The following is a 13,422-nucleotide window of genomic DNA, read 5'->3' as shown; positions in this document are numbered from 1 at the left end:
CAGATATTCTGGCTGGTCCAATCCTTATCCTTGCATTTGCGAAACTGGGGTATCATAGGTTTTATTGTATTGATAGAATGTGCTTCCAAGAACTGAATTTGCATACCAAGCCGGCGAAACAAACATATTGTCACCATAATTATAGTTATTCGCATCCGTGTAGTCCGTCGTTATGCCTGATTGAACGCCGACAAGAGCATAGTCAGATGCTCTATATACTGTCGAACCACTATCTCCACTGCCTGCTACTGCCGTATACATGCCGTCAATAAGTTTTCCATAGCCTGACCGTAAATCAGCTTCCAAAACTTTAACCGAGAAACTTTCAATACCGTAACTTACCGTAGTGTCCGTTTTACTAATCGTCCCCCCGGTAATGCCTGTTGTTCTTCCGGATTTATTTATCGCAAGTCCAACCTTAATACCCGTTGAGCCGATCGTCAAATAAGGCTGCAGTTGACCGTCAATCGCTCCGGTTCCGCTATTATTCGTGTAAAACCGACTTGTCACTTGCATGGATAGATCTGTAAGTCTAATGAGTCCGAAATCATATTTTGTCGTTGAATTGTAGCCACTCCAATGCTGATAACCCAACGTTCTGTATCCATCACTACTATTTCCCTCAATTACTTCGTATGTAGAACCACCAGCGACTGGCTTTTTTATACAATGACCCGCTGTTACCATGTATGCTTGATTATCTTTATAGGCAATATAACCTGAAGAACACAAAACATATGTATTGGCTCCATCTATATCCGGCTTAATTTCTTGTCCTCCGCCTATATTTAAAAACGGATAATCACGAGCCGCCGTAGTTACTGGCAAATTAACTGTCTTCGTAATACTCAGCAGATCGGAACCGAACCTATTCGTTAACAACTGAATTTGTTGATTATCCAAATCTGCCTCAACATCAATAGTTTGTGTCTTTATGTTGTAACCAACGGAGTAACCGCCTTTATATATTACATCTAAATAGCCGCTTACTTGATCCTGCAGATTACGAAATTCCTTAATCCCCTTTTTAGCTTTAATAAATTTCACTTTGTATCCAAGCTTTTCCTCCAAAGCTTTCCTTAACGTTTTCATTTCATCTCGATCTTCTTTGGCAACGACAAATACGACTTTTGGATTGTTAGGATTATCGTTATCAAAATAGTAATCAGTTATCTCATCGAATGCATCTGAATTGATTCCATCCACGTATTCACCATCGTTAATCGAAACTTTCTCAGGGAATTGTTCTTTAAAAATACTTTCCATAACAGGAATAACCTCTTGTTGAAAATCTACTGTTTTTTGATAGTTCCGTTTCGCTTCAGCTTCGTCACTTGCTTGAGTGGCAGGAGTATGCCACCCGCTTACATAAAGAGCGGTCGATAGCAGAATAGTTAGCAGTAAGATTCTCTTCACTTTTAACCCCCAATTTTTGTGTTTTTATAATCTTTATTAGTATAAAGTAATCATATAATCTATACAATTGTTTTTTATGGAAGAAATTATGATATTTTCGAAATGGCTTCTTCAAGCTTCTGCTTGTATTTATCTAGATTCCCCTCCGATGCAAAGTGAACCACCAAAACATTTTTATTAATATAGTTTTTGAATTTTGTTAATGTTGTAATATTATAGTGCTGGTTACTTATTCCTTTATTAACCAAGTCTTTGGAAGAGAAAATATATATTAATAAATAATCCTCGTTCATTTCATTCTGTTTAATCTTGTACTTATAAGGATATACTTGCTCAAGATTGTCACTTGACTGTCTGCCTTCACTTACTACAGTAAAGCCTTGCGCTTTAAGCGAAGTTTCAATTCTGCTAAGCATACTTTCTTCGCTAACCTCCTCCTTCGTGCAGCCAATTACTAAAGCTAATACGAAAGTGCAAATAATTAGTGATAGTATTGCTTTCTTCATTTTCACTCTCTCCTCCTGTATGAATTTTACCTTTATGACGCTAGAAATTACAGATTTGTTGCGAAAATACTTTCCACATTATCCCTCATAAGCTCACATGTCCGCCCTGTGGGCTCACAGTAAAATTACAATTCGTCGGGTAGATACGTTAACTTTTATCACATGAATATAACAAAAACGATCCTTACTGTCATATACTATGGCATAACAGCACGGGAGAGCGGGGCGACAAGATGGGAAGCAAGCCACGAAGGGTCGCTATTATCGGCGTCGGTCATGTTGGAGCAAGCTGTGCGTATGCGCTCATTAATCAGTCCATCTGCGATGAGATTATGCTGATCGGCAGGACGCCAGAGCGTGCGCATGCGCAAGCGCTCGATCTCTCACACTGCATGGACTTCACCTATACGCGGACCAAAATATACACGGGCACCTGCAACGACTGCGGTGATGTCGACATTATTGTGCTGTGTGCGGGCAGCTATCCCAAGAACGGCAGCAATCGGCTCGACTTGCTCGACAGTGCCTTCGAGCTGTATAACGAGCTCATCCCGCGCATTATGGCCAGCGGCTTCGACGGCTTGTTCCTTGCAGCGGCGAACCCTGTCGACATTGTCACCCATATCGTATGGCGGCTCTCTGGCCTGCCGCGCGAACGGGTCATCGGAACGGGCACTTCGATTGACACGTCTCGGTTAAAGACACTAATTGCCGAGTATTTGCCGGTTGATCCGCGAAGTGTATGCGGTTATGTGCTTGGCGAACATGGTGAGTCTCAATTCCCGGCATGGTCGCATGTCACGATCGGCGGTAAACCGATTCATGACATTCTCGGTCAGCATCCACATCGCTTCAGCCTGTTGAAGCTGGATGATATCGAGGCGAAGACACGCAACGCTGGTTGGGAAATCTACCAGCACAAAGGCTCCACACACTACGGCATCGCGAATGCGATTGCTCATATTGTGCGATCGATCTTATGCGATGATTACAATATAACAGCCGTATCCGCCATTCTTGACGGCGAATATGGGGAGCGCGAAGTATGTACGGGCGTCCCGGCAATATTAACAAGGCGAGGGATTGCCGAGCTGGTGGAACTCAATCTGACGCCGCAAGAGCAAGCAAGGTTCGCTCATTCCTGCGGCGTTCTTCGAGCGGCCTCGGCTCATCTTAACTTATAAGATGTGAAATCGAAGAAAATTCGCAGAACCATAGGCCAGGCGAATGAGCCTGGCTTTATTTATGCCAATACTAGACCTGTGGATGTTCATAACATAACCCGCTTGCTGCCTGCATATAGTGAGAAACTCGGTTTAGGGAAGCGGACGAGCTGAAGCCCATCCCGAACGTTCGGAAATTCAGACTTTTTCCCTTTGACATTGTTAGCATTACTAACATAGATTAAGAAGAACAACAAATTTGCGCCGTGCGATTAGACAGGAGGCGATGCACATGGATTTGCGCAAAATGAGGTTGGACGAACCGGCAATCGGCACGTTCAGCGAGGAACGAGAAGAATATGAACGAGACTATGCCCGCCTGATCCAATCCCCGGCTTTTCGCAGGCTGCAGGGCAAATCGCAAGTTTTCGGCGCAGGCTCCGGCGACTATTATCGAACGCGTCTGACCCATTCGCTTGAAGTATCCCAAATTGCGCGGGAGGTATCCCGTAGGTTGGGCAAGCAGTACCCGTTCCTTGACCGCCGCGAGCACCCTGGGCTGCTGCTTGATCCGACCGTTGTGGAGTGTGCTGCGCTCGCGCATGATTTTGGCCATCCGCCGTTTGGTCATAAAGGGGAAGAAGTGCTCAACGAGCTGCTGCAGGAGTTTCATGGCATGAAATATGAGGGCAACGCACAGAATTACCGCATTCTTATGTTTCTTGAGAAACGCGCTGGCAGCGGCAGCGGTCTCGATCTGACTGCGTCCGTTCTGCTGGCCGTCAATAAATATCCATTCTGCCTTGATGATGAAGGTCGGTTGAAAGGCGTGTACCGCGAGGAGTGGGAGCGAATCAACCACCTCCGCGATCTATGGGGCATGCCGCCGGAGTGCTCGACCCTTGAGGCGCAGCTGATGGACTTATGCGATGACATCGCGTATTCGACACATGATATTGAAGACGGAATCCGTGCCGGCAAAATCCAAATGAACCGAACCTTCTTCGAGGATGATCGGCTCATTGATAATTTGATGCACGAGATTGAAGTGGATCAGGGCAATGGTCGATTGCGCTGGGATGAGATCGATATGCGGGCCATGTGCCGTCAAGCGATGAATGAATATCTGGAGCAATGGGAAGAGCTCTATATTCAATGCGAACGAGAGTCGTCGCGCACGCGCCGCGAGATGAAAGCCCGCTGGGTAAGCACATTCGCTGGACGAGTCGGCATCATCGACGATCCGGACAAAGGCTGGAAACGCGTCACGTTCGTTCGCGAGGGTGCGGAAGATCTCGATCTGCTCCGGACGATGGAGATTCTGAAGAAGCTGGCGTGGGTGACGCTGATTAAGGATTTCCGCGTTCAGCGGCTCCAGATGCGCAGCGAGATTATGATTCGCCGGCTGTGGGACAGCTTCTGCGACCCCGATCGGGGTCGGCTTATTCTGCCGCCCGATTGGATCGAGAGCTTCGAACGCCACAAGTCGCACTGGTCATGGCCGCGTTTCATCTCCGATTATATCTCCGGCATGACGGACGCTTACGCATCCAAAGTGTACAACGAGCTGTATGCGAGCAAGACCGGCTCGATATATGAGATGGATTAAGAGGAACTGAAGATGGACCGAGGTTGGCGTAAGCTTAAACTGTCGGGTCCAAGCTCATGAAACCAATGGCTGCTCTTCGCGCAGAGATGATACGCGGAGCGGCTATTGGTTTTTTTGTGCAGCATCAGCCTAAGCGACCTGCAATTGTGCAGGTTTCCCGCGGGACCGAGGACGGATTCACGCCGATTGAAAGCTGAACGAGGCATGTTCATCCCTCAAACCTGCAATTATGCAGATTTCCAAACCATCTAACGCGCCGTATGACCGAATACCTGCAAATCCGCAGCTTTTGAGACTAACTAGTCCTCTCTACATTACACGGTGGCGCTTTTCCTGCACTTTTGCAGGTAACGCCAACTCATGTCAAATCCCCCACCCGAATCAACCTCCGCAACGCCCCGAATAACCATTGCGCAATACCCCGGAACCCTCGTCACTGTGCGGGTTTCCGCCACTCTTCCAACCACAACTGGACTTCATCCGCACCTCCCTAGCCGAAATGCCCACCTTAAAAATACAAACCTACATCCTTAAGTTCACACATTGTGGAAAATACGCCATCAAGAGGATAATTAAGCCATACCAAACAAGGGGGAATCAAACCATGCGCACGAGCTTGAAATGGATGAGTCTCGCAGTTGCGGCAGGACTTATGGTCTCGCTTACAGCTTGCGGCAACAAAGACAAAGACAACACGACATCCACAGACAATGGATCGGCTTCCACTGGCAAAGCAGAAAATGTGACGATTACCTTCCAAAACATTTATCCCGACCCTAACACGCCGTTGTACAAAGTGCTGCATCAAATTTCCGAACAGTACATGAAGGACCATCCGAACGTGAAGATCGAGTACGATTCACTGGACACTGACCAACAGAAGTTGAAGCTGAAAACGCAAGCGGCATCCAAAGAAGTGCCGGACATCACGATGGTAAACCCTGCGGCACAAATGAAAGATTTCGTTGACGCAGGCTTGCTCGCACCGCTGAACGACATGATCGATAAGAACGGACTGAAGGACACCTTCCAAAAAGGCATCCTCGACTACTACAGCTTCAACAACAACGTATATGCGCTTCCGGATGGCAACAACATAGGCGTTATGTTTTATAACAAAAAAATGTTCCAGCAAGCCGGCATCACAGCACCGCCAACGACGTTCGACGACCTCATCGCCGACGTTAAAGCATTGAAAGCCAAAGGCATCACGCCAATGGTTACGGGCGAAAAGGATACATGGACCGGTTCCTTCCTGTTCATGAACATCCTGCTTCGCACGAACAACGGCCCTGGCTTCCTATCCGACGTTGCTGCAGGCAAGAAGACGTTCAATGATCCTGCTTTCGTAGATGCGGTAGACAGCCTCGAGAAACTCGTTCAAGCAGGCGCATTCCAGGACGGCGCAACATCCATGGACTACAACGCTGGCGAAACGTTCTTCAAATCAGGCAAAGCAGCCATGTACTACATGGGCACGTGGGCGACTGGCGCGATCGACCAATCCGAAGCCGGCGCTGACATAGGCGTATTCAAATTCCCTACGGTTAACGGCAAAGGCAACTCCGACGATTATATGCTGGCTCCCGGCAGCGCATTCGCCATTTCCGCTAATAGCAAGCATCTGCAAGAAACGAAGGACTTCCTCAATTACTTCATGCTGCAGTACCCGAAAGTGTCGTTCGAGTTGAAAAATGCCGTTTCCGTTGCGCAAAAAGTCGACGGCGACTTCAAGGCGGCAGGCTACTCGTCGCTTCAAATGGAAGTGGCAGCGCTGAAAGCCGCAGTTAAAGGCGGCGACCTGTCGTTCGACAATACGATGAACCCGGCAACGTCTCAAACGCACTTGACGAGCATCCAAAATCTGTTTGTTCAACAAGTCGATCCGAAATCGGTCGCACAAGAACATCAATCGGCATTTGAAGCTAACAAGTAAACGCTGCATCCAACGGAAACGAACTGATCCGTTCGCTAGAACAGGCGAAAGGGAGCGATCCGTCGCTCCCTTTCTTCTCTGTTAGACATGATCATTCACCTAATTGAAGGAGGCGAGCCCAGTGAATGCACTCAAAGTGCCTGCACGTACGATTGCCTTATTCGTGCTGCCCTGTCTGCTGTTATATGTATGCCTAGTCTTTGTCCCGATCTTCTTCAGTATTTACACCAGTACATTCGACTGGAACGGCATCGGCGCTAAAAAATTCGTCGGGCTAGACAACTATATCCGTTTGTTTACAAAGGATGCCGTGTTCTGGCCAGCGGTTCGGCATACCCTGATGTTCGCCGTATTCTCTATGGTTGAGATTCCATTCGCTCTGTACATTGCAACACTGATTAATCGTTTCGTGAAAAAGCCGAATTTCTTCGTTACGAGCTATTTCGTTCCTGTCATTCTCTCCGTCGTCATTATCGGCCAGTTATGGAAAACGATTTACAACCCTGCTTCCCTCGGCGGCATGCTCAACCAAGTGCTTGATGGCCTCGGGCTGCACAGCTGGACACGCAGCTGGCTCTCTGATAAGACCGCAGCCATGTATGCCCTCTACTTCGTTGCGCTGTGGCAATACCTCGGGTACCATCTGCTCATTCAATTCACTGGCATTCAGAATATTCCTTCGGAAATTTACGAGGCGGCCAAAATCGATGGAGCGGACGGTTTCAAAGCCGATCGTTATATTACGTTCCCGCTGGTCGTCCCGATTTTCAAAATATCGATCATTCTTGCTTTTATCGGTTCCCTGCAGTCGTTCGACATGATTATGGTCATGACCGGAGGCGGCCCCGGCCATTCGACTGACGTTATCGCCACGCATATGTACAACATGTCCTTCTTGTCGTCGAAGTTCGGCTACGGCAGCTCGATTGCCATGGTGCTGGTCGCCGTCTGTCTGGTAGCGACTGTCATTATCAATGCGCTGTTCAATCAGGTTGAGAGAAAAATCAGCTAGCTGGCTGCTGCCAATTTACACGCGAAAGGAAAGGAGTTTGGGTCTCATGAGTCAAACACGCTCAACAGCGGCTGCCCGAATGGATGAGCCTGGACGCAAGCCATTCCCGATCGTCAAGGCGCTCGTTTTTACCCTGCTCGGCATCCTGCTCGTCACGCAGCTGTACCCGTTGCTGTGGCTTCTCATCTATTCATTGAAAACAAACGATGAAATATTGTCCGGGAAATTTTTCGCGCTGCCGAAGAGCATGCAATGGAATAACTATAAGCAAGCGATTGACGCTCATTACTGGCAGTATCTATTCAACAGCGTGTATGTAACGCTCGTCACGCTCGTATCCGTCATTGTGCTGGCAAGCATGGTCGCTTATGCAATTACTCGGTTCAAATGGAAGCTCGCACCCATCGTCATGCTCGTCTTCTTAATCGGTATGATGGTCCCTGTACAAGCGACGCTGCTGCCGATTATGCTTATCTTTAAGCACTTCCATATCGGAGATCATCGCCTTACGGGCACGCGCTGGTCAATTATCCTGCCCTACATCGCGTATCAGACACCGATAGCCGTCTTTATTCTGAGCGGCTTCATGCGTACGATTCCCCGCGAGATCGAAGAATCTGCGCATATGGACGGCGCGAACGTCTACTGCACATTCCGCAGCATCATCCTGCCCATCTCGGTTCCGCCGATCATGACGGTCTGCATTCTGACCTTCATCAACATCTGGAATGAGTATATCCTAGCCGCTACATTCATCTCCGCCGAGAAGTTCAAAACGCTCCCATTCGGCGTAAACAGCTTCATCAGCCAATACTCGTCCAACTATGGTGCAATCGGCGCATATCTTGTACTAGGGGCTCTGCCAGTCATTGTGTTGTATTTCCTGCTCTCCGAGAAAATTACGAAGGGCATGGTCGCCGGCGCTGTCAAAGGCTAGCGCTCGGCATTTCAACCGCATAGCTGTTTAACCTCCGAGGCGCGCTCTTTTCTTATGCTGACTCTCGGAGGTTTCATGCTACTCCGGGAGATTCATTGGGGAGGCGTCACCCGATATGAACCGCGGTTTGCACAGCTTTCGCAGCTTCCGCACGTTTCGTGCAAGGCTGTTTATACTGCTTATCATCAGCATGCTCAGTCTGCTGTCGATCGTCAGCTACTTATACTACCGGCAGGCAACTAGTCAATATCACGACAAGGTAAACGAAATCGCAGAAAGAAATATCAAACAAACGATGCAGGTGTATGAACTGCTGCTCGACAGCTATAACAGCTTATCCAAGTCGCTGGTCGGCAACGCGGATATGCTGCGCATTATACCGCAGACTCACACGGATAATCCGGCGCTGAACATCATCAATGAGCGTGCCGTATCGAACATTATCGGCGCCGTATTTTACTCGCGAGAGGATATCGTATCGATCCATGTATTCGCGCAGAACGGCGCGGTATTCAGCTATGGCAACTACTTGAATGTGGTAGACCCGAATTATGCTCAGCGGGAATGGTACAACCGGATTAAGCAGTCGGATGGCGGCATGGTATGGCTTGGCGTCTTCAAGCATTCGCTGACCGATCAGACGGTTCCGCAGCCGGTCTTCGCCTTCGGCCGACTGTTATTCGACTTAACGGCGCATAAACCGATTGGCATCCTGCTCTTCCAGATGGATGCATCCTCTGCCATATCTACTCTCGGCAATATGCGGCTCGGACCGGACAGCGACGTCTATATGATGTCGGAGGACGGTCGGCTCCTTGCCTCGGATGACCCTGCAGAGTCGGCATCGGTTCCATGGAGTGTTCATTCTAAAGACAATTTCAATTCCGACACGATCTATACGCCAAACTCCGCCGAGAGCGCAGCAAGAAGCGCAAGTAATACTCGCAGCAGCCATGAACCAACGAAGCCGGTCAATCTTCAAGCACTTGAGCTGCTGCTGTCGCTGCATGAGAACACGACCTCTAGCGGCGTTATCTTCGAGCAGCGCGCGAACGATCTGATCGTAGCCGCCAAGGCAAAGGAGGTCGGATGGACGTTCATTAGCCGAACCCCGAACAGCAACTTGAACGTTGAATTCAACCAAACGCGGCATTTCTTCCTGATCGTCGTCTCGATTCTCGTTCTTGTATCGATTGCGATTGCCAGCTTCATCGCCCGCACCATCACAATGCCGCTGAAACGGCTCATACAAGAGATGCGTCAAGTAGAGATCGGCAATTTCCGGGGCGTCGTTCATCCGAAGTCCACCTATGAAGAGATCGACATTCTCGTATCGTCCTTTAATCAAATGGTGTATCGGATGGATGACCTGATACAGCGGGAAAAGGAGACGTCCGCACGCGAGAAGCAGGCGCAGCTTCAGGCGCTGCAATCGCAGGTGAACCCGCATTTTCTGTATAACACCTTGAACATGATTTATTGGCTGCTCGATGAACAAGAGAACGATAAATTAGCTCGAATTGTACTGTCGCTGTCGCATATGTTCCAATATAGCAGTGAATGGAAGGACAACTCCAGCTCCACGCTCGGCGGAGAGCTGGAACAAATCCAGCATTACTTGACCATCATCGAAGCTCGGCTTGAAGATCGACTGACCGCCGACATTGCAGTCGCTCCGGAATGGCTGGACGTTCCGTTGCCCAAGATGACGCTCCAGCCAATCATCGAGAATGCCGTTAAGCATGGTCTGGAGCCATCTCCAAGACCAGGCCTATTAACGGTATGTGCGCAGGCGGAGGGACAACAGCTGCACATTACGATTGCGGACAACGGCGTAGGGATGGCTCCCGCGGCACTCCAACAGCTTCAGTTGGCGCTGAGTCAGCCTCCCGCAGAGGAGGAGGAAGGCGAAGCCACGAAACGCAGCGGCACGGGGCGCAAAGGGATCGGCATTGCGAACGTTCATCATCGATTGGTTCTTATGCATGGCGAATCATATGGACTGTCCGCCGACAGCAAGGAGGGCTCAGGAACGACGATCATCGTCACCCTGCCGTTGCCTCCTCTCTCTGTCTACGAACGGCCATCCCATTAATGGCTTTATATAAAGGAGCTTGAGACAAACATGAATATTCTAGTCGTTGACGATGAGAATGTCATTCGCAGCGGCATCAAGCGCACCATTCAAACCCATTGTCCGGAATGCCGAATTTGGCTTGCCGCATCGGCCGACGAGGCGGTCGTCCAACTTCGCAATGAACCGATCGATCTCCTATTAAGCGACATTATGATGCCCGGCATGTCAGGACTTGAGCTGATGAAGCTCGCTAAGCCCCAGCATCCGCATGTGCGTTGGGTATTCATTTCTGCGAGGTCCGAGTTCGCTTATGCGCAAGAAGCGCTCCGTCTCGGCGCCCGTGACTACCTGCTCAAGCCCATCGGCAAAGAGCGGATCTTGGAGCTGGTCGAACGGTTTCAGGAAGAGCTGCGCTTGGAATCGGAGCAGACGCGGGCGGAGCGGGGCCTTTCGATGAATTTGAAATATTTGCGCGAGGCAGTCTTTCAGCGTTGGGCAGCAGGGCTTGATATCGGCAATTTCGATATGAAGTCGCTCATCGAGGCCTTTACTTCGTTTTATTTGGTTATGATCACAATGGATGCGGACTGTCCCGTCCATCTGGAGCATTTCATTATCGACAACGTGCTTACCGAGCTGATCGATCGATATGGGCAAGGCTTCGTCATCAGCTATGATGCGCAAAGCTTGCTCGGAATGATCACCGTACCTGAGCCTTCGCTCTCGCTGCTGATGAACGACTTGCGATCGCATCTCCGGCAGTATTTGCGCATTCCGTTCCAAGTGATCAGCTCCGAGCTGATCGAGGACTTTAACCTCGTTCCAGCCGAAATTCGCCGTCTCCGACAAGCCTCTCATTCCCATATGTACGAACAGGATGAACGCGGCGGCGATCGCGCAATCGAGACGGCGATCCAATATATTAAGTCGCATTTCAACGAGGATCTGTCGCTGGAGAGAGTCGCCTCCGTTGTCTACTTGAACCCGGTCTACTTCAGCCAGCTGTTTAAGCAGAAGACCGGGCAGGGCTATAAAGAGTTCGTCATTCAACTTCGACTAGAGCAGGCGAAGCGGCTGCTCCATAATCCGAGCCTTAAGCTTGCTGACGTTGCCGAGCGAATCGGCTATCAGGACTTACGCCACTTCTCTCAGCAGTTCCGCAAGCGGTTCAGTCTTACCCCGTCCGAATACCGCCAGCAGCTGCAAGCGAACAGTGCGCAGTTGAATGGGAATGGGTGAAGAAAAAGCCTGAACGTCGATGCACGATTACGCGCATCGATGTTCAGGCTTCTTTTTATTCAGAGGATTCGCTTCGTTCATCGCTCAACGCGCTCGTGTTCGGCGTCTGCTCCTGCTCCGCGAGGCGTGCCTCGTACGTTTTGCCCCATTCCCACATCTGTAAGATGATCGGCTTCAGCGTCAACCCGAACGGGGTAAGCGAATACTCCACGCGCGGCGGCACTTCCCGATATACCTCCCGATGGAGGATGCCATCCTGTTCTAGTTCCCGAAGCTGAAGCGTCAACATACGCTGTGTAATCATCGGCATTAGGCGGCGAAACTCATTGAACCGGCGAGGAGAGCCCGTTAGCAGATGGAAGACGATAATGCCCTTCCACTTGCCCCCGATTACATCCAGCGCAGCTTCAACCGAGCAGGTGTAGCGACTTCCTGCCTTAGGCTGTTCACACTGACCTGGCACAGCAGCGCTCAACTGTTCTTTCTTCATACTCACGAGACTTCCCTCCGCTCCCAATAGTACCTTTTTTAATACTATATCACAAAAATGTGCGTACTTTCGGAAATAAAACCCTCCTTTTATAATTAAGTTGTTCCCAGCAATTGGGTAAGAAAGGATGATGATCGATGGAAACAACTCGCCTAACGAAAGATGAAATTACGGCTGCTTACCAATTCCGACATGCCACTAAAATATTCGATCCCGCACGCAAAATTTCCGATGAGGACTTCGACTTTATTCTGGAGGCTGGCCGTTTATCGCCTAGCTCCTTCGGCTTCGAGCCTTGGCGTTTCGTCGTTGTTCAGAACGAAGCGGTTCGCGAACGAATTCGCGGCGCAGCATGGGGCGCACAGCGATCGCTGCCTACAGCAAGCCACTTCATCGTATTCTTAACTCGCACAGCTCCTTCCCTGTTACCTGACTCGCCCCACATTACTCATATGATTGAACAAATCCAGCAGCTTCCGCCAGAAGTAGCAGCAGGCAAACGCCAAGCGTATCAGAACTTCCTGGAGTCGGACTTCCGACTGCTCGGCGATGACCGTTACGTATTCGAATGGGCCAGCAGGCAGACGTACATCGCCCTTGGCAACATGCTGACAGCCGCTTCGCTAATCGGTATCGATTCCTGCCCAATAGAAGGCTTCGTGCTGGACGATCTGAATCGCATCCTTGCAGAAGAAGGAATTCTCGATCCTGAGCAATTCAGTGTATCTGCGATGGCCGCCTTCGGCTATCGCGTTCAAGAGCCCCGCGCGAAGACGCGCCGTTCCATCGACAGCGTCGTTCAATGGGTTCGCTAAATTTTCGCACACCCACCCAAACCCTCCCTCTCCCGAGAGGGAGGGCTCCAAGGGTTGCACCCTTTGGAATCCCGCAGGACTGGTCTATATACGGGTGGCGTATGCTCGCTTTCGTCCCTGATCGGGACACGCTTTACGTTGAGTGTGCCCAGGTACGGTTGATGATGGAGTAGGGAGTCTCAGCTCGACCCGAAGTACGTGCGTACAGCCGCTTGTCGTCCC

11 protein-coding genes are annotated in these 13,422 nt (G+C 49.9%); 8 read left to right on the top strand and 3 right to left on the bottom strand.

Annotated elements, in window-relative coordinates; translation table 11 throughout:
* Positions 1–24: 24 nt before the first annotated feature.
* Both H8B09_RS31045 and H8B09_RS17960 read right to left on the bottom strand, forming a co-directional pair.
* Complete coding sequence (locus tag H8B09_RS31045; RefSeq protein ID WP_191204922.1) at positions 25–1,416, bottom strand: trypsin-like serine protease; 1,392 nt, start codon at positions 1,414–1,416, stop codon at positions 25–27.
* Positions 1,417–1,502: 86 nt separating this feature from the next.
* On the bottom strand, positions 1,503–1,922 hold the full coding sequence (locus tag H8B09_RS17960; protein WP_191204921.1) for a hypothetical protein: 420 nt from the start codon (positions 1,920–1,922) through the stop codon (positions 1,503–1,505).
* A gap of 233 nt (positions 1,923–2,155) precedes the next feature.
* Here H8B09_RS17960 and H8B09_RS17955 point away from each other — a divergent pair, with 233 nt between their 5' ends.
* The 7 genes from H8B09_RS17955 to H8B09_RS17925 all read left to right on the top strand — a co-directional run bounded on the left by H8B09_RS17955 (position 2,156) and on the right by H8B09_RS17925 (position 11,895).
* Positions 2,156–3,106, top strand: coding sequence for an L-lactate dehydrogenase (locus H8B09_RS17955; RefSeq protein WP_191204920.1), 951 nt, complete (start codon positions 2,156–2,158; stop codon positions 3,104–3,106).
* Positions 3,107–3,377: 271 nt separating this feature from the next.
* Complete coding sequence (locus H8B09_RS17950) at positions 3,378–4,694, top strand: deoxyguanosinetriphosphate triphosphohydrolase family protein (RefSeq protein ID WP_191204919.1); 1,317 nt, start codon at positions 3,378–3,380, stop codon at positions 4,692–4,694.
* A 604-nt stretch (positions 4,695–5,298) separates the two neighbouring features.
* A complete protein-coding gene (locus H8B09_RS17945; RefSeq protein WP_191204918.1) occupies positions 5,299–6,630 on the top strand; it encodes an extracellular solute-binding protein in 1,332 nt (443 codons plus the stop codon).
* Between the two features lie 121 nt (positions 6,631–6,751).
* Complete coding sequence (locus H8B09_RS17940; protein WP_191204917.1) at positions 6,752–7,642, top strand: carbohydrate ABC transporter permease; 891 nt, start codon at positions 6,752–6,754, stop codon at positions 7,640–7,642.
* Positions 7,643–7,721: 79 nt separating this feature from the next.
* Positions 7,722–8,579, top strand: a complete 858-nt coding sequence (locus tag H8B09_RS17935) for a carbohydrate ABC transporter permease (protein WP_224753756.1) — start codon at positions 7,722–7,724, stop codon at positions 8,577–8,579.
* A 115-nt stretch (positions 8,580–8,694) separates the two neighbouring features.
* Positions 8,695–10,674 carry a cache domain-containing sensor histidine kinase gene (locus H8B09_RS17930; protein WP_224753718.1) on the top strand — a complete coding sequence of 660 codons (1,980 nt, stop codon included), beginning with the start codon at positions 8,695–8,697 and terminating at the stop codon, positions 10,672–10,674.
* A gap of 30 nt (positions 10,675–10,704) precedes the next feature.
* The gene (locus H8B09_RS17925) at positions 10,705–11,895 is read left to right on the top strand and encodes a response regulator transcription factor (RefSeq protein WP_191204915.1); all 1,191 of its coding nucleotides are present in this window, start codon (positions 10,705–10,707) and stop codon (positions 11,893–11,895) included.
* Between the two features lie 55 nt (positions 11,896–11,950).
* Here H8B09_RS17925 and H8B09_RS17920 read toward each other — a convergent pair whose 3' ends face one another.
* Positions 11,951–12,385 (bottom strand): winged helix-turn-helix transcriptional regulator, encoded by a 435-nt coding sequence (locus H8B09_RS17920; RefSeq protein ID WP_191205164.1) that lies wholly within the window; start codon positions 12,383–12,385, stop codon positions 11,951–11,953.
* 137 nt (positions 12,386–12,522) lie between these two features.
* Here H8B09_RS17920 and H8B09_RS17915 point away from each other — a divergent pair, with 137 nt between their 5' ends.
* Positions 12,523–13,200 (top strand): NAD(P)H-dependent oxidoreductase, encoded by a 678-nt coding sequence (locus H8B09_RS17915; RefSeq protein WP_191204914.1) that lies wholly within the window; start codon positions 12,523–12,525, stop codon positions 13,198–13,200.
* The last annotated feature ends 222 nt before the right edge of the window (positions 13,201–13,422 follow it).

The organism is Paenibacillus terricola (assembly GCF_014779765.1).
Classification (GTDB): domain Bacteria; phylum Bacillota; class Bacilli; order Paenibacillales; family Paenibacillaceae; genus Paenibacillus_T; species Paenibacillus_T terricola.
Note: the sequence above shows the minus strand (reverse complement) of the source record. Positions and strands in the feature narration are given on the sequence as shown.